The 19383-nt window shown below is 63.4% G+C and carries 21 protein-coding genes and 1 other RNA gene; 14 read left to right on the top strand and 8 right to left on the bottom strand.

The window, feature by feature from the left end:
* The first annotated feature begins 342 nt into the window (after positions 1 to 342).
* The 6 genes from folD to GJV26_RS19250 all read left to right on the top strand — a co-directional run bounded on the left by folD (position 343) and on the right by GJV26_RS19250 (position 6898).
* Entirely contained in the window at positions 343 to 1188 is an 846-nt protein-coding gene (gene folD, locus GJV26_RS19275) for a bifunctional methylenetetrahydrofolate dehydrogenase/methenyltetrahydrofolate cyclohydrolase FolD (protein WP_155710356.1), read from the top strand.
* A 28-nt stretch (positions 1189 to 1216) separates the two neighbouring features.
* Positions 1217 to 3295, top strand: coding sequence for a M3 family metallopeptidase (locus GJV26_RS19270; RefSeq protein WP_155710355.1), 2079 nt, complete (start codon positions 1217 to 1219; stop codon positions 3293 to 3295).
* 99 nt (positions 3296 to 3394) lie between these two features.
* Positions 3395 to 3820, top strand: coding sequence for a DNA polymerase III subunit chi (locus GJV26_RS19265; RefSeq protein WP_155710354.1), 426 nt, complete (start codon positions 3395 to 3397; stop codon positions 3818 to 3820).
* 65 nt (positions 3821 to 3885) lie between these two features.
* Complete coding sequence (locus GJV26_RS19260) at positions 3886 to 4362, top strand: hypothetical protein (protein WP_155710353.1); 477 nt, start codon at positions 3886 to 3888, stop codon at positions 4360 to 4362.
* Positions 4363 to 4524: 162 nt separating this feature from the next.
* Positions 4525 to 5649 carry a branched-chain amino acid ABC transporter substrate-binding protein gene (locus tag GJV26_RS19255; RefSeq protein WP_155710351.1) on the top strand — a complete coding sequence of 375 codons (1125 nt, stop codon included), beginning with the start codon at positions 4525 to 4527 and terminating at the stop codon, positions 5647 to 5649.
* Positions 5650 to 5767: 118 nt separating this feature from the next.
* Positions 5768 to 6898, top strand: a complete 1131-nt coding sequence (locus GJV26_RS19250) for a branched-chain amino acid ABC transporter substrate-binding protein (RefSeq protein ID WP_155710349.1) — start codon at positions 5768 to 5770, stop codon at positions 6896 to 6898.
* Between the two features lie 69 nt (positions 6899 to 6967).
* Here GJV26_RS19250 and GJV26_RS19245 read toward each other — a convergent pair whose 3' ends face one another.
* On the bottom strand, positions 6968 to 7279 hold the full coding sequence (locus GJV26_RS19245) for a c-type cytochrome (protein WP_155710348.1): 312 nt from the start codon (positions 7277 to 7279) through the stop codon (positions 6968 to 6970).
* A 162-nt stretch (positions 7280 to 7441) separates the two neighbouring features.
* Here GJV26_RS19245 and GJV26_RS19240 point away from each other — a divergent pair, with 162 nt between their 5' ends.
* Complete coding sequence (locus GJV26_RS19240; protein ID WP_155710347.1) at positions 7442 to 7672, top strand: TIGR04438 family Trp-rich protein; 231 nt, start codon at positions 7442 to 7444, stop codon at positions 7670 to 7672.
* Between the two features lie 124 nt (positions 7673 to 7796).
* On the opposite strand, the gene ilvD is transcribed toward GJV26_RS19240, so the two are convergent.
* Positions 7797 to 9659, bottom strand: coding sequence for a dihydroxy-acid dehydratase (gene ilvD, locus GJV26_RS19235; RefSeq protein WP_155710346.1), 1863 nt, complete (start codon positions 9657 to 9659; stop codon positions 7797 to 7799).
* A gap of 223 nt (positions 9660 to 9882) precedes the next feature.
* Here ilvD and GJV26_RS19230 point away from each other — a divergent pair, with 223 nt between their 5' ends.
* Entirely contained in the window at positions 9883 to 10779 is an 897-nt protein-coding gene (locus GJV26_RS19230; RefSeq protein ID WP_155710344.1) for a LysR family transcriptional regulator, read from the top strand.
* A complete protein-coding gene (gene lgt, locus GJV26_RS19225; RefSeq protein ID WP_155710342.1) occupies positions 10780 to 11601 on the top strand; it encodes a prolipoprotein diacylglyceryl transferase in 822 nt (273 codons plus the stop codon).
* A 105-nt stretch (positions 11602 to 11706) separates the two neighbouring features.
* Here lgt and GJV26_RS19220 read toward each other — a convergent pair whose 3' ends face one another.
* The 5 genes from GJV26_RS19220 to GJV26_RS30485 form a co-directional block, all read right to left on the bottom strand.
* The gene (locus GJV26_RS19220) at positions 11707 to 12171 is read right to left on the bottom strand and encodes an EVE domain-containing protein (protein ID WP_155710340.1); all 465 of its coding nucleotides are present in this window, start codon (positions 12169 to 12171) and stop codon (positions 11707 to 11709) included.
* A 133-nt stretch (positions 12172 to 12304) separates the two neighbouring features.
* Positions 12305 to 12485, bottom strand: a non-coding RNA gene (ssrS, locus tag GJV26_RS19215) — 6S RNA.
* Between the two features lie 46 nt (positions 12486 to 12531).
* Entirely contained in the window at positions 12532 to 12843 is a 312-nt protein-coding gene (locus GJV26_RS19210; protein WP_155710337.1) for a cell division protein ZapA, read from the bottom strand.
* Positions 12840 to 13070 carry a hypothetical protein gene (locus tag GJV26_RS19205; RefSeq protein ID WP_155710335.1) on the bottom strand — a complete coding sequence of 77 codons (231 nt, stop codon included), beginning with the start codon at positions 13068 to 13070 and terminating at the stop codon, positions 12840 to 12842. The genes GJV26_RS19210 and GJV26_RS19205 overlap by 4 nt, the downstream gene beginning before the upstream one ends.
* 162 nt (positions 13071 to 13232) lie before the next feature.
* A complete protein-coding gene (locus GJV26_RS30485; protein WP_260114807.1) occupies positions 13233 to 13367 on the bottom strand; it encodes a hypothetical protein in 135 nt (44 codons plus the stop codon).
* Positions 13368 to 13752: 385 nt separating this feature from the next.
* Between GJV26_RS30485 and groES the strand changes: the two genes are divergently transcribed.
* A complete protein-coding gene (gene groES, locus GJV26_RS19200) occupies positions 13753 to 14043 on the top strand; it encodes a co-chaperone GroES (RefSeq protein ID WP_155710333.1) in 291 nt (96 codons plus the stop codon).
* A 33-nt stretch (positions 14044 to 14076) separates the two neighbouring features.
* The gene (gene groL, locus GJV26_RS19195) at positions 14077 to 15723 is read left to right on the top strand and encodes a chaperonin GroEL (protein WP_155710331.1); all 1647 of its coding nucleotides are present in this window, start codon (positions 14077 to 14079) and stop codon (positions 15721 to 15723) included.
* Positions 15724 to 15859: 136 nt separating this feature from the next.
* Here the strand turns inward: groL and GJV26_RS19190 are convergent, their stop codons facing one another.
* A complete protein-coding gene (locus GJV26_RS19190) occupies positions 15860 to 16168 on the bottom strand; it encodes a glycine zipper domain-containing protein (protein WP_155710329.1) in 309 nt (102 codons plus the stop codon).
* A gap of 138 nt (positions 16169 to 16306) precedes the next feature.
* On the opposite strand from GJV26_RS19190, the gene GJV26_RS19185 reads away from it, so the two are divergent.
* The 3 genes from GJV26_RS19185 to GJV26_RS19175 all read left to right on the top strand — a co-directional run bounded on the left by GJV26_RS19185 (position 16307) and on the right by GJV26_RS19175 (position 19383).
* Entirely contained in the window at positions 16307 to 18097 is a 1791-nt protein-coding gene (locus tag GJV26_RS19185; protein WP_155710326.1) for a thiamine pyrophosphate-requiring protein, read from the top strand.
* A gap of 101 nt (positions 18098 to 18198) precedes the next feature.
* Positions 18199 to 18702, top strand: coding sequence for a hypothetical protein (locus GJV26_RS30285; protein ID WP_173346234.1), 504 nt, complete (start codon positions 18199 to 18201; stop codon positions 18700 to 18702).
* A 39-nt stretch (positions 18703 to 18741) separates the two neighbouring features.
* The gene (locus tag GJV26_RS19175) at positions 18742 to 19383 is read left to right on the top strand and encodes a glutathione S-transferase family protein (RefSeq protein WP_155710324.1); all 642 of its coding nucleotides are present in this window, start codon (positions 18742 to 18744) and stop codon (positions 19381 to 19383) included.

Below are 19383 nucleotides of genomic sequence, written 5' to 3'. Positions count from 1 at the left end.
TCTCCTAAGTGATTTGGCCCGAACCGATGCGGTGATCGTGGCGGACGCGAGGGGGTGATTATTTACCAAGACTTTTACGAGGTGTGAGGATTCTAACAGTGAATTTCTCCTTTTTCAAAACATGAAAGATGTTTTTATAATGTGAAATCTCCCTATGGAAAAATGCTGCAATGCCGCATAAATCCACGATTTCCAGTCATCCCGGATCATTGAAAAATCATCCATGTGAGCAAAACGGAACCGTTTCCGTCGACAGGGTCGTTCGGGCTGGATCGGGCAATCGCGGGACCGCACCGGGCGCCTTTATAATGTCGGTCTTTCATCCCACCTTAGCCAATCACCATGTCTGCCCAACTCATCGACGGAATCGCCCTCTCCCAAAAACTGCGCGCCGAAATCGCCTCCCGCGCCGCCGCATTGACCGCACAGGGCAAGCAGCCCGGCCTGGCCGTGATCCTGGTGGGCGAAGACCCGGCCAGCCAGGTGTATGTACGCAACAAGGTCAAGGCGTGCGGCGACGTGGGCATCCACTCGGTGCTGGAAAAATACGAGGCCGACCTGTCCGAGGCGGCGCTGCTCGAACGCATCGCGGCCCTGAACGAGGAACCGGCGATCCACGGCATCCTGGTGCAGATGCCGCTGCCGAAGCACATCAACCCGCACAAGGTCATCGAAGCGATCTCCACGGCAAAGGATGTGGACGGTTACTCGGTACTGTCCGCCGGCGAACTGATGACCGGCCTGGAAGGTTTCCGCCCGTGCACGCCGTATGGCTGCATGAAGCTGATCGAATCGACCGGCGTGGACCTGCGCGGCAAGCACGCGGTGGTGATCGGCCGCAGCAACACGGTCGGCAAACCGATGGGTCTGCTGCTCTTGCAAGCCAACGCCACCGTCACCATCTGCCACAGCGCGACGCCGGATCTCTCCGTGTACACGAAACAGGCGGACGTGATCGTGGCGGCGGTCGGCCGCCGCAACACGCTGACCGCCGACATGGTGAAGCCGGGCGCAATCGTGATCGATGTGGGCATGAACCGCGACGATAATGGAAAGTTGTGCGGGGACGTGGATTTTGCCGGCATCAAGGAAGTGGCCGCGCACATTACGCCGGTGCCGGGCGGCGTGGGCCCCATGACCATCACGATGTTGTTGATGAATACGATCGAATCCGCTGAAAAGGTCTAAGCCTTTCAGCCAACCCTAGGAATAGACGATGACGACTGACAATCCCCTGCTGGACTTTAGCGGCCTGCCGCGTTTCGACGCGATCAGGCCCGAACACGTGACGCCGGCCATCGACGAGCTGCTGGCGAAGAACCGCGAAGTGGTGAAGGGGCTGGAAGCGCCCGCCGGGACGGTCACGTGGCAGAACTTCGTGACGCCGCTGGAAAACGCGACGGAGCTGCTGGGCCGGGCATGGGGGATCGTCGGTCACCTGAACAACGTGGCCGATACGCCCGAGCTGCGTGCCGTCTACAACGAAAACCAGCCGAAGGTGACGGAGTTCTGGACCGAACTGGCCCAGAACGAGGCGCTGTTCGCCAAGTACAAGGCGCTGCAGGCTTCGCCGGAATTCGCCACCCTGTCGCCGGCGCGCAAGCGCATCGTCGAGAACGCGATCCGCGATTTCCGCATGGGCGGCGCCGAGCTGCCGGCGGAACAGAAGGAGCGCTTCGGCGACATCCAGGAAGAACACGCGGCGACGTCGACGCGCTTCTCGGAAAACGTGCTGGACGCCACCAACGACTGGAAGCTGCTGGTGGAGGACGAAGCCGAATTGTCCGGCCTGCCGGACGACGTGAAGCATGCCGCCAGGACGCTCGCCGAAAAGAACGGCAAGGAGGGCTGGCAGTTCACGCTGCACTTCCCGTCGTATTATCCGATCCTGCAGTTCGCCGACAACCGCGCGCTGCGCGAGAAGGTGTACCGCGCCAATGCCACCAAGGCATCGGAACTGGGCGACGCGTTCAGCGAGCGCGACAAGTGGGACAACAGCGCCAATATCGTGAAACTGCTGCAGTTGCGTGCGGAAGAGGCACGGCTGCTGGGGTACAAGAACTTTGCCGAAGTCTCGCTGGTGCCGAAGATGGCGCAGAGCCCCGAGCAGGTGATCGGCTTCCTGGAAGACCTGGCCAAACGCGCCCGGCCGTTCGCCGAGAAAGACCTGGAAGAGCTGACCACCTTCGCGGCCGAACACCTGGGCCTGACCGAACTGAACGCGTGGGACCTGCCGTATGCCTCCGAAAAGCTGCAGCAGCACCGCTATGCGTTCTCGGCGCAGGAAGTGAAGCAGTACTTCCCCGAGCCGAAAGTGATCGACGGCCTGTTCAAGCTGGTGCAGAACCTGTTCGACGTGCAGATCCTGCCGGACGAGGCGCCGACCTGGCACCAGGACGTGCGCTTCTATCGCATCGAGCGCGACGGCGAGCTGGTGGGCCAGTTCTACCTCGACCTGTACGCCCGCCCCGGCAAGAACAGCGGCGCGTGGATGGACGATGCGCGCAGCCGCCGCGTGGAAGCCGGCCAGCTGCAGACGCCGGTCGCCTACCTCACCTGCAACTTCACCGAGCCGGCCGTCATCGGCGGCAAGGTGCAGCCTTCGCTGTTCACGCACGACGAGGTGATCACGCTGTTCCATGAGTTCGGCCATGGCCTGCACCACATGCTGACGACCGTCGAGGAACTCGGCGTGTCCGGCATCGCCGGCGTGGAGTGGGATGCGGTGGAACTGCCGTCGCAGTTCATGGAAAACTTCTGCTGGGAGTGGAACGTGCTGTCGCACATGACGGCGCACGTGAAGACGGGCGAACCGCTGCCGCGCGCGCTGTTCGACAAGATGACGGCGGCGAAGAACTTCCAGTCCGGCCTGCAGACGCTGCGCCAGGTGGAATTCTCGCTGCTCGACATGCACCTGCACTATGACTACGATCCGGCCTCGGGCCGCGCCGTGCAGGACGTGATCGACGACGTGCGCAGGCGCTTCTCGGTGATCGTGCCGCCGGCGTTCAACCGCTTCCAGAATTCGTTCGGCCACATCTTCGCCGGCGGCTACGCGGCGGGCTACTACAGCTACAAGTGGGCCGAGGTGCTGTCCGCCGATGCCTACGCGGCGTTCGAGGAAGCCGCGGCGCTGGAAGGCGCAGACCAGAAGGTGGTCGAAACGGGCAAGAAGTTCCTGCACGAGATCCTGTCCGTGGGCGGTTCGCGGCCGGCGATCGAATCGTTCACGGCGTTCCGGGGCCGCGAACCGCAGATCGACGCATTGCTTCGGCATAGCGGCATGGCGGCGTAAGCGCACTGACGTACCAGCGCACGCTCGAGACGTGCGCTTTCTCCCGACCCCGCATTCTCCATCCGGGGTCGGGGTCCCCGCCGCGCTACAATAGCGGCCATGACCCGCATCGACTTCCACACCAACGTTCCCGACAAGATCGCCTACGCCTGCCGCCTCGTGCGCAAGGCGTACGGGGCGAAGAACCGTATCGTCGTGATGACGGAAAACGCGGCGCAGCTTGCCGAGCTCGATGCCGCGCTGTGGGGCTTTTCCGATGTGGATTTCCTGCCGCACGTGCACGTCAACGATCCGCTGGCGCCCGATACGCCGATCGTGCTGGCCGACAGCAACGATGTCGAATTGCCGCAGTTCGAGCTGCTGGTGAACATTGCGCGCAACGCACCGGCGCAGTTCGAGAATTTTCCACGCCTGATCGAAGTGGTGTCGAACGATGAAGCCGATGCCGCCGCCGGCCGCATCCGCTTCGTTGCCTACAAACGGCAGGAGTTCCAGCCCGCCCACCTCAACGTGGGCAAGGCATGAGCGGCGCGGTGCCGTTCGATGCCGGGATTCCGGTGCTGACCGAAGTGGTGAAGGAGATCGTACCCGTGACAGCCCCGCCCCCTCCCTCTCCCGCCAGGCCCGCGGTCTGGCGTACCGGATCCGCGGCAACGGCGCCGCTGCCCACGCCGGCGGCCGCCGCGCCGGCAACTGCGACAGGCATTGCCGCACCCGCCGAAGCTGCCGAACCCGGGCCAGCCGCCCTGCCCGCCGAACCCGCCGACGATGGGGCGGCGTCCGCGCCGGCCGGCTATGTCGACCTGATCGAACGGGTCATGCCGGGCGTGCCCGCCGCGCAACGGACCGGCACCGATACCGACCTTGCCGCGCTCGAGCAGGCGCTCGGCGAACGCATCGTGCAGCAGTTGATGCCGCGCGTGGACGCGCTGGTGGCGGAACGGCTCGAACAGGCGCTGCAAGGGTTCGCTTCCAGCCTGCGAGCCGGCCTGGGCGAATCGGTCGCGCAGGCCGTCGCCGATTCCGTGCGGCAGGAGCTTGCCGGCCTGCAGGCACAAAAACGGTGAAAGCACGCTGAATAAACGGCCCCGGCCGGTGCATGCGCGCTCCGTGCCGGTGCGTAGTGCAACAATCGCCGCTTTGCGCCTTTGCCAATCGAAAAATTTGTTGTACCTTCTGCCAAGCCGACGCTCACGAGGCGTCCACCCACTTTCACTGGAGAGACGAGTATGCAGACGAAGTTCATCGCAGTTGCCATCGCCCTCGCGTTCGCGGGCTCGGCCGGCGCGCAAGAGATTGTCAAGATCGGCCACGTGGGCCCGGTCTCCGGCGCCCAGTCGCACCTCGGCAAGGATAACGAGAACGGCGCCAACATGGCGGTCAACGACCTCAATGCGAAGGGCATCAAGCTCGGCGGCAAGCCCGTGAAGTTCGTGCTCGTGCTGGAGGATGACGGCGCGGACCCGAAACAGGGCACCACCGTGGCGCAGAAGCTGGTCGATGCCAAGGTCAACGGCGTGGTAGGCCACCTGAATTCGGGCACCACGGTGCCCGCGTCGCGGATCTATTACAATGCCGGTATTCCGCAAGTCTCGCCGGCGTCCACCAATCCCGTCTACACGAAGCAGAAATTCGATACCGCGTTCCGCGTGGTCGCGAACGATGCCAAGCTGGGCGGCACGCTGGGCAAGTACGCCGTCGACAAGCTGGGCGCGAAGAAGATCGCCGTGATCGACGACCGCACCGCGTACGGCATGGGTGTCGCGACCGAGTTCATCAAGGGCGCCAAGGGCGCGCAGATCGTCGACAAGCAGTTCACGAACGACAAGGCCACCGACTTCAACGCGATCCTGACCAGCATCAAGGCGAAGAACCCGGACCTGGTCTTCTTCGGCGGCATGGATGCGGTGGGCGGCCCGCTGCTGCGCCAGATGAAGGCGCTGGGCATCAAGGCCAAGTTCATGGGCGGCGACGGCGTCTGCACGGACGCGCTGCCGCGCCTGGCCGGCACCGCCGCGGCCGATGGTGTGGTCACCTGCGCCGAAGCGGGCGGCGTGCCGCCGGAACTGCAGAAGAACATGGACGACTTCCGCGCCCGCTACAAGAAGGCGTACAACCAGGAAGTGCAACTGTACGCCCCCTACGTGTACGACTCGGTCATGACGCTGGCCCAGGCGATGCAGGATGCCGGCTCCTCCGATCCGAAGAAATACCTGCCGTTCCTGAAAAAGGTGAAGTACCAGGGCGTGACGGGCCTGATCACGTTCGACCAGTTCGGCGACATCAACGACGGTTCGCTGACGCTGTTCACGTACACCGGCGGCAAGAAAACGCGCATGGAAGTGGTGAAGTAACAGATAACAACGGGAGACAAGGTGGCATGACACCGCCCGCGGCCGTCCTTCATGGACGGCCTTTTGTTTTTTAGCGGCCCTTATACGGTAACCGCATACCGATTGGAGTAAAACGAATATGCAACAGAAGCTGATTTCCCTCGCCATTGGCGCCGCGCTCACCTTCGCGGGCGCCGCGATGGCGCAGGAAGTGGTCACGATCGGCTACGTGGGCCCGCTGTCGGGCCAGTCCGCCCACCTGGGCACGGACACGTCGAACGGCGCGCGCCTGGCCGTGGAAGACCTCAATGCCAAGGGCTTCCAGATCGGCGGCAAGCCCGTCAAGTTCGTGTTGGCGGCCGAGGACGACGCGGCCGAACCGAAGCAGGCCACGGCCGCCGCGCAAAAGCTGGCGGACCAGAAGGTGAACGGCGTGATCGGCCACCAGACGTCCGGCACGTCGATCCCCGCCTCGCGCATCTACTACAACGCCGGCATCCCGCAGATCTCGGCATCGGCCACCAGCCCGGTCTATACGCGCCAGAAGTTCAACACCACGTTCCGCGTGGTCGCCAACGACCTGAAGCTGGGCGGCACGCTGGGCAAGTATGCCGTCGAGAAACTCGGCGCGAAGAAGATCGCCGTGATCGACGACCGCACCGCCTACGGCATGGGCGTGGCCACCGAATTCGCCAAGGGCGCGAAAGGTGCGCAGATCGTGGCGCGCGAGTTCACCAACGACAAGGCCACCGACTTCAACGCGATCCTCACCAGCATCAAGGCGAAGAACCCAGATCTGGTGTTCTTCGGCGGCATGGATTCGGTGGGCGGCCCGCTGCTGCGCCAGATGAAGGCGCTGGGCATCAAGACCAAGCTGATGGGGGGCGACGGCATCTGTACCGAGGCAATGCCTAAACTGGCCGGCCCGACGGCGGGCGACGACGCGGTGGTGTGCGCCGAAGCGGGCGGCGTGACGCCCGCGCAGCAGAAGAAGATGGCGGAATTCGCTGCGCGCTATAAAAAGCGCTACGGCCAGGAACTGCAGATCTACGCGCCGTATTCCTACGATGCGGTGATGACGATGGCCACGGCGATGGCCCAGGCGAAGTCGGCCAATCCGAAGCAGTACCTGCCGTTCCTGTCGAAAGTAAGCTACCCGGGCATCACCGGCACGATCACGTTCGACCAGTTCGGCGATATCAAGGATGGCGCGCTGACGCTGTTCACGTTCAAGGGCGGCAAGAAGACGCTGATCGAAGTCGTGAAGTAATGTGGCAGCCGTAAAAAAACCGGGCCAGGGTATCGCACCCTGCCCGGTTTTTCGCTGCGGCGCAAAAGATTACTTTTGCGCCAGAATCCATTTGACGAGCGTTTTCGCATCCGCTTCGCTCACCTGCGGGTTGGCGGGCATCGGGATCGCGCCCCACACGCCGGAACCGCCCTTGATCACCTTGGTCACCAGCTTGGCTTCCGCATCCTTCTGGCCGGCATACTTGGCGGCCACATCCTTGTAGGCAGGGCCCACGAGCTTGTTCGCAACAGCGTGGCAAGCCATGCAGTTTTTCGCCTTCGCCAGGTCCGCGTTTGCCATCGCAGCCTGCGACAGGAAAGCCGAACCCACCACCATTGCACCCATCACGAAACGTTTCATTGATTTCTCCAATTTAAACCCGCGGTGATTCTATCGCGTTTCCCATAAGCGGGTACGTATAGCGCCTATTGCCACAACGAAGCAGTCGGGTATTCCGTTGACCCCGAAGATGTTGCTACACGTAAATTTTGTAAGTACCATGGAGGATTACCGGAGCCCGCCATGCCGATCATCCTTGTCATCCTTGCACTTTGCGCGCTGCGCTTTTTCGAAGTCTGGCGCTTTGCCGGCCTGTCGTGGTGGTGGATCGCGGGGCTGATGCTGCTCGCGTTCATCTGGTTCGAGTTCCTCGAGCCGATGCTGGGGCTGGACAAGCGCAAGGCGCATGACGTCGATGCCAAGCGGCGCAAGGATCGCGTCACGGAGCGCTTTGGTGCGCCGAAGAAGAAATAACGCCAATGCTCGGTTCGTGTCACTCTGGTGCCAGGCACCAGGGTGACACGAACTCAGGCTTTGGGGCATGTCACATTGGTGCCTGGCACCAATGTGACACGAGCTCATGCCTGATCGGGTTGCGTTACCGCTTCAGCTGCGACAGGTCGCGCACGGCGCCGCGGTCGGCGGAGGTGGTCAGCGCGGCGTAGGCACGCAGTGCCTGCGAGACGGCACGCTCGCGGTTGACCGGATGCCAGGCGGCGGCACCGAGTTCTTCCATCAGGGCGCGGCGGTGCGCCAGTTCCTCGGTGGTCACGCGCAGGTTGATCGTGCGGTTCGGGATGTCGATGTCGATCATGTCGCCCTCTTCCACCAGGCCGATCGCGCCGCCTTCGGCCGCCTCGGGCGACGCGTGGCCGATCACCAGGCCCGAGGAGCCGCCGGAGAAACGCCCGTCGGTAAACAGCGCGCAGGCCTTGCCGAGACCCTTGGACTTGATGTACGACGTGGGATACAGCATCTCCTGCATGCCCGGGCCGCCTTTCGGGCCTTCGTAGCGGATGATGACCACGTCGCCGGCATGCACCGTGTCGCCCAGGATGGCTTCCACCGCCGAGTCCTGGCTTTCGAACACGCGTGCCTTGCCGGAGAACTTCAGGATGCTTTCATCCACGCCGGCCGTCTTGACGATGCAGCCCTTTTCGGCGATGTTCCCGTACAGGACCGCCAGGCCGCCATCCTGCGAGTAGGCGTGCGCGATGTCGCGGATGCAGCCGGCCGTGCGATCGAGGTCGTTCGCTTCGAAACGTTCGGACTGCGAGAACGCCACCTGGGTCGGCACGCCGCCCGGCGCCGCGCGGAACATCTGGTGCACGGCCTGGTCGTCGCTGACGCGGATGTCGTATTTCCTGATGGCGTCGGCCATGGTCGGGCTGTGCACCGTGGGCAGCGACGTGTCGAGCAGGCCGGCGCGCGCCAGTTCGCCCAGGATCGAGAAGATGCCGCCGGCGCGGTGCACGTCCTCGATGTGGTACTTGTCCGTCATCGGCGCCACTTTGCAGAGGCACGGCACGTTGCGCGAGATGCGGTCGATGTCGGCCATCGTGAAATGCACTTCCGCCTCGTGCGCGGCGGCCAGCAGGTGCAGCACGGTATTGGTGGAGCCGCCCATCGACACGTCCAGCGCCATGGCGTTTTCCCAGGCGGCCTTGGAGGCGATGTTGCGCGGCAGGACCGAGTAATCGTCCTCTTCATAATGGCGCCTGGTGATCTCGACGATCAGCCGGCCGGCGCTCAGGAACAGCTCCTTGCGGTCGGAGTGCGTGGCCAGGATCGTGCCGTTGCCCGGCAGCGACAGGCCCAGCGCCTCGGTCAGGCAATTCATCGAGTTCGCGGTGAACATGCCGGAGCAGGAACCGCAGGTCGGGCATGCCGAGCGTTCGATTTCCGCCACGTCGGCGTCCGACACGGTCGAATCGCCGGCCTTGATCATCGCGTCCACCAGGTCGAGCTTGATGATTTTCCGGTCATTGTTGACGACCTTGATCACCTTGCCCGCTTCCATCGGCCCGCCGGAAACGAACACGGTGGGGATATTCAGGCGCATCGCGGCCATCAGCATGCCCGGGGTGATCTTGTCGCAGTTCGAGATGCACACCATCGCATCGGCACAGTGCGCGTTGACCATGTACTCGACCGAGTCGGCGATCAGGTCGCGCGACGGCAGCGAGTACAGCATGCCACCGTGGCCCATCGCGATGCCGTCGTCGACGGCGATCGTGTTGAATTCCTTGGCGACGCCGCCGGCCGCCTCGATCTCGCGCGCCACCATCTGGCCCAGGTCCTTCAGGTGCACGTGGCCCGGCACGAACTGCGTGAACGAGTTGACGACGGCAATGATCGGCTTGCTGAAATCGCCATCCTTCATGCCGGTGGCGCGCCACAGCGCGCGGGCGCCCGCCATGTTGCGGCCCTGCGTGGTTGTATAGGAACGGTAGGTTGGCATGACGGTGTCTCCTCGGACTGAATAAAGGGCGATGCTTGAAGAAGGCGGCGGCGTTGTTGCGCTGCTTCGCCGTCGTGATAACGCGCCGGGACGCGGCCATATTCAGGCATCTGCTGCAAGCGCGAATCATCGCGCGAAAGGGCATCAGCTTGCGCGCGTTACCATCAGTTGTCAAATATATGATTTAATGCTCTGTGATTCACCTGGAGTATCAACAAATCCCATGAACATTGAACTTCGCCAGCTGCGCTACTTTGTGACCGTGGCCGAGGAACTGCATTTCGGCCGCGCGGCGAAGCGCCTGCACATGACGCAGCCGCCGTTGTCGCAGACGATTCTCGCACTGGAAGACATGCTGGGCACCGCCCTCTTCGACCGCAACCGCCGCGGGGTGGCATTGACCGCGGCCGGCGAGGCGCTGCTGCCGGAGGCGCGCCGCCTGCTGGCGCAGGCCGGTGAACTGCCGGGCCTCGTGAAACGGGCGGCAACGGGCGCGACGGGCAAGCTGGTACTGGCGTTCGTATCCTCCGCCGACTACAGCGTGCTGCCGCCTTCGTTGCGTGCGTACCGCGCCGCCTTTCCGCAGGTGCAGATCACGCTGCTTGAAGCGACCTCCGACCTGCAGCTGGAAGAACTGCTGCACGGCCGCGTCGACGCGGGCCTGCTGATCCCGCCGTTGCCCGAGAAGGCCAGGGCCGAACTGGATTACCTGCCGGTGCTGAACGAGCCGCTGATCCTGGCATCGCCGGCCAATCTGCCGGAACTGCAAGGCAAGCACGAAGCCAACCTGCGCGCGTTGCCGCCGCTGCCGCTGATTATCTTCCCCCGGGTGATTTCGCCCGGCCTGTACGACGCGATCCTGGCCGTGTTCCGCGCCGCGCGCATCACGCCCGTGATCGGGCAGGAAGCGATCCAGATGCAGACGATCGTGAGCCTGGTGTCGGCTGGCATGGGTATCGCACTTGTGCCACAATCGGTCTCCAACCTGCGCCGCCCGGGAGTAGAATACCGGCCCCTGTCGCAAACCACCCCGCTGGTCGAGACGGGCCTGGCCTGGCGCCGCGACAATACCTCGCCCGTCCTCAAGGGCTTCCTGGATTTGATGAGAAAGAGACTCTGAATGCTGATTCACCCGATGCCCGATCCTGTCGCCCTCCACATCGGCCCCGTCGCGATCCACTGGTATGGCCTGATGTATGTACTGGCGTTCGCGCTGTTCATAGGCCTGGGCCGCGTGCGGATCCGGCAGCCGCACATCGCCGCATTGGGCTGGAAGAACCAGGACCTGGACGACATGCTGTTCTACGGCATGCTGGGGGTGGTGATCGGCGGCCGGCTGGGCGAGGTGCTGTTCTACCGCCCCGGCTACTTCCTGGCCAATCCGCTGGAAATCTTCGCCGTCTGGCATGGCGGCATGAGCTTCCACGGCGGCTTCATCGGCGTGCTCGTGGCGATGTGGTTCTGGTCGCGCAAGGCGCAGCGCAACCTGCTGGACGTGTACGACTTCATCGCGCCGATGGTGCCGCTCGGGTACGCGGCCGGCCGCCTGGGCAACTTCATCAACGCGGAGCTGCCGGGCCGCCCGGTGCTCGACCCGAACCTGCCGTGGGCGATGATCTGGCCGAACGTGGATGCGCTGCCGCGCCACCCTTCGCCGATCTACCAGATGCTGGTCGACGGCATCCTCGTGTTCATCATCCTGTGGATGTTCGCGCGCCATGCCCGGCCGCGGCTCGCGGTGGGTGCGATGTACACGCTGCTTTACGGCTGCGCGCGCTTCTTCACCGAGTACTTCCGCACGCCGGACTGGGAGACCACGGTGCTGGGCCTGCCGATCACGTCGGGCCAGGTGCTGTCGCTGCCGATGATCGTGGCGGCCATCGCGATGCTGGTGTGGTCGTACCGCCGCAATATCTACGGCGCCGCGCCGGCAACGGCATAGTATTTCAAAGCCGCCAATACGGGCCGCAGGGCAAGGCGCATCGTCGAAGACAGTACTTCAGTACGGCGAGACGATACAACGCCGCCATGTGGCTTGTATTGGCGGCTATTCGATCAGTTTGAGGATGAAGCGCCATTCGGCCGGCTCCACCGGCATCACGGACAGCCTGCTGCCCTTGGCCAGCAGGCGCATGTGCTCCAGCTCGGGGTGGCTGCGCAACTCCGTCAGGTCCACGTAGCGGCCCTTCTTCACGGCCTTTACGTCGATGCCCGTCCAGCGCGGATTTTCCGGCGTGGCCTTCGGATCGAAATACGGACTGTCCGGATCGAACTGCGTGGCATCCGGGTACGGCATGCTGGCGATTTCCGCGATGCCGGCGATGCCCGGCACCGCGCAGCTGGAGTGGTAGAACAGCACGCCGTCGCCGACCTGCATGCCGTCGCGAATGAAGTTGCGTGCCTGGTAGTTGCGCACGCCGTACCACGACGTGGTCTGGTCCTTTGCTGCCAGCACGTCGTCGAAACTGACGTCGTCGGGTTCGGACTTCATCAGCCAGTACTGTTTCGGCATGGCGCTCCTGCTGTTATCGAACGAGGGACATGGGGGATGGACGTAAAAAAGCGGCTGCGCACCTTTCGGTGCAAGCAACCGCTCTCGCTACGACAATTTTTCTACTTCTGCGCTACTTCTGCGCTGCTTCGAATAGGGCCCCGCCTGTGCCGTCATGCCGGCATCCTGAACCTAACGGTTCAAGTCGGTCACAGTCAGTTCAACTTCGGGTTCATCGGACTAGCGACGCTCACACCCGCCAAACAATATTCCGCAACCTATGCGTGTTAATGGTTCAAGGAATATATGGCACTTCTCGAACACCGCAGGGTAGGACGGAGTTTACTCCTCAAACGCCTGGAGGGAAAGTCCTATCGTGCGTCAGAAGAGATTTTCCTGCGGGGTCAGCGCACTGTCGAGCACCCGATGCATCGCGGCGATCTTGTGCTGCACTTCGAGCAGCGAGATCTCGGACAGCGGTCCGGCCGGCGCTTTGGCCGTCAGGAACTCGGCGGCCATCGACAGCGCGGCCATCACGGCGATGCGGTCGTTGCCCTTCACCTTGCCGGTATCGCGTATGGTGGTCATTTTCTTGTCCAGCAGTGCGGCGGCTTCGCGCAACGCGCGTTCTTCGCCTTCCTTGCAGACGAGGCGGTACGATGAACCGAGGATATTGACGTCCACGTTGCTCATGACTGGACCTCCTCTTGTTCAGGCGTCGCGGTTTCCAGCGGCGGAACGTGTTCGAGCAACGCCGATACGCGCGCGTGGGCTTCGGCAAGGCGCTTCTGGTGACCGAGGTTTTCCGTCACCAGCGCGGCATTGGCTTGACGCAGCTGCGCGTTTTCGCGACGCAGCATCTGCGTCAGCTCGGCCAACTGCTCGATCTTGTCGGAAAGTTCTTGGAAGTCTGCAATCATCCCGCCACTATAGGGCTGTGTGATAACGTGGTCAACCGAATCGACAACGTTCTACACTTAATTACATCTTAATGATGGCTATCATCTTGAAGTTTCCGTCGCGACGATAGTCCGGCAGGCATGCCGCCGGGCGGCGGCAGCGGAAGAAATCCTGGCAATGCGTCAGTTGACGGCACCCAGCGCCAGCAACAGCATGGCTCCGGCAAGCACTCCCAGCGCCGCGCCAGCGGCAACATTGATTGCAACGCGCACCCACCCCGGGGCGTGCAGGTCTCTCGGTAATTTCGTCTGGAACATCGCAGCCTCGCTAAAAGGTGATCGATCTAACAGGGTCGAGCTATACAGGGTCGAGCTACACAGGTTCGAGCTACAGGTTCGAGCCATACAGGTGCGAACACATGTCGAGCTACGGATCGAATTACACGGATCGAACTACGCGGATCGAACCACGCGGGTTCGGCAAACACTTCCGCATGTGAACGGACAGTGTGCGCTTCCGGCGCTCCTTTGTCAAAACACAAACGGTCATTTCACGGCTGCTTGTTGCTGAGCTCGCCCCTTAGAAATTTTCCCAATATGAATTCTCTTGAAATCACTTATGACCATCCCTATAATAATTGGCACTCGTTAGCCGAGAGTGCTAACAACGTTTCAACCTCACTGTACACATAAGGAGTTTTGTATGAACCTTCGCCCTTTGCACGATCGCGTCATCGTCAAACGTCTGGACCAGGAAACCAAGACTGCTTCCGGCCTGATCATCCCTGACGCCGCCGCTGAAAAGCCGGATCAGGGTGAAGTGCTGGCAGTCGGCAACGGCAAAGTGTCGGACACCGGTACGCTGCGCGCACTGGAAGTCAAGGTCGGCGATCGCGTTCTCTTCGGCAAATACTCCGGCCAGGCTGTCAAGGTCGACGGCGAAGAGCTGCTGGTGATGCGCGAAGAAGACATCATGGCCATCGTCCAAAAGTAACAGCCCCCTTACAGAATTCAGGAGAAAAGAAACATGGCAGCTAAAGAAGTGATTTTCGGCGACGCAGCGCGCGCCAAAATGGTTGAAGGCATCAACATCCTGGCCAACGCGGTCAAGGTCACGCTGGGCCCGAAAGGCCGCAACGTGGTACTGGAACGCTCGTTCGGTTCCCCGACCGTGACCAAGGATGGTGTGTCGGTCGCCAAGGAAATCGAATTGAAGGACAAGCTGCAGAACATGGGCGCGCAGATGGTCAAGGAAGTCGCTTCGAAGACTTCCGACAACGCCGGCGACGGCACCACCACCGCGACCGTGCTGGCACAGGCCATCGTGCGCGAAGGCATGAAGTTCGTTGCCGCCGGCATGAACCCGATGGACCTGAAGCGCGGCATCGACAAGGCCGTGGCCGCCACCGTCGAAGAACTGGCGAAGATCTCCAAGCCATGCACCACGTCGAAGGAAATCGCCCAGGTTGGCGCGATCTCCGCGAATTCCGACTACTCGATCGGCGAGCGCATTGCCGAAGCGATGGAAAAAGTGGGCAAGGAAGGCGTGATCACCGTGGAAGACGGCAAGTCGCTGAACGACGAGCTGGACATCGTGGAAGGCATGCAGTTCGACCGCGGCTACCTGTCGCCGTACTTCATCAACAACCAGGAAAAGCAAGTCGCCATCCTGGAGAACCCGTTCGTTCTGCTGTGCGACAAGAAAATCTCGAACATCCGTGACCTGCTGCCGGTACTGGAGCAAGTGGCCAAGGCTGGCCGTCCGCTGCTGATCATCGCCGAAGACATCGAAGGCGAAGCACTGGCGACCCTGGTGGTCAACAACATCCGCGGCATCCTGAAAACCTGCGCCGTCAAGGCACCGGGCTTCGGCGACCGTCGCAAGGCCATGCTGGAAGACATCGCCGTGCTGACCGGCGGCCAGGTCGTTGCTGAAGAAATCGGCCTGACGCTGGAAAAAATCACGCTGGCCGAACTGGGCCAGGCAAAGCGCATCGAAGTGGGCAAGGAAAACACGATCGTCATCGACGGCGCCGGCGATGCGTCGAACATCGAAGGCCGTGTGGCACAGATCCGTACCCAGATCGAAGGCGCGACCTCCGACTACGACCGTGAAAAGCTGCAGGAACGCGTGGCCAAGCTGGCCGGCGGCGTTGCCGTGATCAAGGTTGGCGCTGCCACCGAAGTCGAGATGAAAGAGAAGAAAGCCCGCGTGGAAGATGCTCTGCACGCTACCCGCGCTGCCGTGGAAGAAGGCATTGTTCCTGGCGGCGGCGTGGCCCTGCTGCGTGCCCGCGCTGCGCTGACCGTGAAGGGTGACAACCCTGACCAGGACGCCGGCATCAAGATCGTGCTGCGCGCGATGGAAGAACCGCTGCGCATGATCGTCCAGAACGCCGGCGAAGAAGCATCCGTCGTCGTCAATGCAGTCCTGGCCGGCACCGGCAACTACGGCTACAACGCCGCCAACGGCACCTACGGCGACATGGTGGAAATGGGCGTGCTGGATCCGGCCAAGGTGACCCGTTCGGCACTGCAGAACGCCGCATCGATCGCCGGCCTGATGCTGACGACCGACTGCATGGTGGCTGAAGTGACGGAAGACAAGCCAGCCGGCGGCATGGGTGGCATGGGCGGCATGGGTGGCATGGGCGGCATGGACGGCATGATGTAATCATGCGGTCGATGCGGGCTTCGGCCCGCCGCGCCTGAAAAGGCCGCTTCCCTGGAAGCGGCCTTTTTTATTGTTCAGGTGAAAACAACAATGGCTGCCGAGGCAGCCATTGTTACGTGAGACGCGTAGGAGCGCGTCAGTGTCGCCGTTGCGCCAAGCCGGCACCGACGGCACTGCCGAGGCCGACACCGAGGCCGATGCCCATTGCGAAATTACCCATTGCAACACCGATCGCGCAGCCGATCGCTGCACCCAGGCTGATACCGAAGCCAACATAGCGCCCGGTGCGGTCGTCCGGTTCCATATCCATCTTGCGTCTCCTGTTTCGTGGTTGTTGTGCATTCAATATACACCCGGATTTCGATCTCTCTGCCGTTTTTTTAAGCGGATCGTCCCGCATCAACAACGTTTCCAGTCCCTTCAGATATACGATCTTGCGTTGCATCAAAGATCACGTTCCGTTCGCAAACCATCTCGTTTGAAGCGCCGGATCGCCGGTATGTGCTGCAGTGCACCGCATGCGTGCGCCAACGCAACCATGGCGGATTTATCATCGCCGCTGGTCCAACTCAGCGAGAACGACATGGCAGACACGGTAGGCGACTTCCTCCTGCAACGATTGCATGCCTGGGGCGTGCAGCGCGTGTATGGATACCCCGGCGACGGCATCAACGGCATCATGGGCGCCTTCAGCCGGCAGGAAGAGATCGAATTCATCCAGGTGCGGCACGAGGAAATGGCCGCCTTCATGGCCACCGCACATGCCAAGTTCACCGGTGAAGTGGGCGTCTGCCTGGCCACGTCCGGCCCGGGCGCGGTGCACCTGCTCAACGGCCTGTACGACGCCAAGCTCGATCACCAGGGCGTGGTGGCGATCGTCGGCCAGCAAAAGCGCATGTCGATCGGCAGCGACTACCAGCAGGAAGTGGACCTGCCCGCGCTGTTCAAGGACGTGGCGCACGAATACGTGCACATGGCCACCGACCCGGCGCAGGTGCGCCACCTGATCGACCGCGCGTTCCGCATCGCCAAGGAAGAACGCGCCGTCACCTGCCTCATCTTCCCGAACGACGTGCAGGAACTGGACGCCGTGCCGCACCCGCCGCGCGAGCACGGCGCCAATCATTCGGGCATTGGCACGCTGACGCGCAGCCACGTGCCGCCGCTCGACGCGTTGCAGCAGGCGGCGCGCATCCTGAACGAAGGCAGGAAGGTGGCGATCCTGGCCGGTGCCGGGGCGCTGCACGCCACCGACGAGCTGATCGAAGTGGCCGACATCCTCGGCGCCGGCATCGCCAAGGCGCTGCTCGGCAAGGCCGCGGTGCCCGACGACCTGCCGTTCGTCACCGGTACCATCGGCCTGCTGGGCACCAAGCCCAGCCACGACATGATGAACGATTGCGACACGCTGCTGATGGTGGGCTCCAACTTCCCGTACAGCGAACACCTGCCGAAGGAAGGCCAGGCGCGCGGCGTGCAGATCGACATCGACGCGCGGCGCGCCAGCGTGCGCTACCCGATGGAATTCAACCTGATCGGCGATTCGCGCGACACGCTGCGCGCCCTGATCCCGCTGTTGCAGCGCAAGACCGACCGGGCGTGGCAGGACGAGATCCGCGGCAACGTGGAGCGCTGGTGGCGCGTGCTCGAAGGCCGTGCGATGAACGAGGCCAACCCGATCAACCCGCAGCGCGTGTTCTGGGAACTGTCGCCGCGCCTGCCGGACGATTGCATCATCGTCGGCGATTCCGGCTCGGCCACCAACTGGTATGCGCGCGACGTGAAGATCCGGCGCGGCATGATGACCAGCGTGTCCGGCGGCCTGTCCACGATGGGCTGCGCGGTGCCGTACGCGATCGCCGCCAAGTTCGCCCATCCGGAACGCCAGGTGATCGCGCTGGTGGGCGACGGCGCGATGCAGATGAACGGCATCAACGGGCTGATCACCATCGCCAAGTACTGGCGGCGCTGGGGCAACGGCAAGCTGGTCGTCATGGTGCTCAACAACCAGGACCTGAACCTGGTCACGTGGGAAGAGCGCGTGATGGGCGGCTCGCCGAAATTCGAGGACTCGCAAGCCGTGCCGGATTTTCCGTACGCGCAATATGCGGAACTGGTCGGCCTGAAGGGCATCCGGATCGACAGCGCCGATGCGGTGGCCGCCGGATGGGAAGCGGCGCTGGCATCGGACCGGCCGTGCGTGCTGGAGATGGTCACCGATCCCAACGTGCCGCCGCTGCCGCCGGATGTGCCGGCCAAGCAGGCGGCAGCCTACTTCAAGGCGCTGCTGAAGGGCGACCCGGATGCGCTGGCCACCGTGCGCGCCAGCATCAAGGAAACCTGGGAATCGTGGTTCCCGCCGAAAAAGGAATAGCGGTAATGCCGGGGCAGCCGCGGAACAACCAGGCCGGTGCCGGCCCGGCGCGCTTTCAGTTACCATGTTCGCAACATGGATGACCCACGAAAGCACGCCGCATGAGCAAACCCTCCCACTTTCCCGCCGTTGCCGGCACCCTCGCCGGGTTGCTGGCCGCCGCATTCGGAGCGTGGCACCTGTATCCCCAGCACGTCGGGCCGGGTGCCGCGCCGGCTCGCTCCACCGCCGCCACGGTCGCTGCGCCCGCCGCCGCCCCGGCCGCCGCGCCGCGGCCGCCGAAACAGGCGCTGACCCGCGACCAGGCCGTGACGCGCCTGATGGCGCTGCCCGAACTGCAGGCCTGGGCAAAACACATCGAAAGCGCCTCCGGCGGTGCGGTACGCGGCGCCGTCATTCCATTCGATCCGGCGCTGCGCACCGTGAACGGCAGGCAGTACCACCAGCTGAGCTTTGTCGAGAACCGGCCGGATGCCGCCGTCACGTGGGAAAGCTTCCTGGTCGGCGCCGCCGACGGGGCGATCCTGGTCGACGATGATGAAACCCTGGTGCCGCTCGAGCGCTGGCGCCTTGACAAGCGGCCGCTGGAGCGCACCGCCCGCTGAGCCGTTCCCTATCCGGACAATCGAGGAGAAAAGCCCGCCATGTATACCCTGTTCTACGCTCCCGGAGCGGCCAGCCTGGCCGTCCATGCAGCCCTGCATGAAGTCGATGCGCCGCACGACCTGGTCAAGGTCGACCTGCAGGTGCAGCGCACCGAGGATTACCTGCGCCTGAACCCGCAAGGCACGGTGCCCACGCTGGTCATCGACGGCCTGGCGCACCGCGAGTCCGCCGCCCTGCTGTTGCTGCTGGCCGAACGCCACCCGCAGGCGGACCTGGCGCCGCCGCCGGGTGCGCCGGGCCGCGCCGAATGGCTGCAGTGGAGCGTGGCGCTGGCCACCTCGCTGGGCGGGCCGTACCGGCTATGGTTCTACCCGCAGGACCTGGGCCTGCCGGAACACAGCGAGCAGACCCGCGCACCGGTGCAGCGCATTCTCGAGGCGGCGTTCGAACGCATCGAATCGCACCTGGTGGCGCACGGCCCCTACCTGCTGGGCGAACGCTTCAGCACGGCGGACTACCAGCTGTGCATGTACATGCGCTGGTCGCGCGCCATGCCGAAGCCGGCCACGGAATGGCCGGCGCTGGACCGGCTGGCGCGGCTGGTCGTCGCCCGCCCCGCATGGCGGAACGCGGTCGCGATGGAAGGATTGCGTGGCTGGCATCTCGATGGTTTATCATGA

Source organism: Pseudoduganella dura, from assembly GCF_009727155.1.
GTDB lineage: Bacteria > Pseudomonadota > Gammaproteobacteria > Burkholderiales > Burkholderiaceae_D > Rugamonas > Rugamonas dura.
Note: the sequence above shows the minus strand (reverse complement) of the source record. Positions and strands in the feature narration are given on the sequence as shown.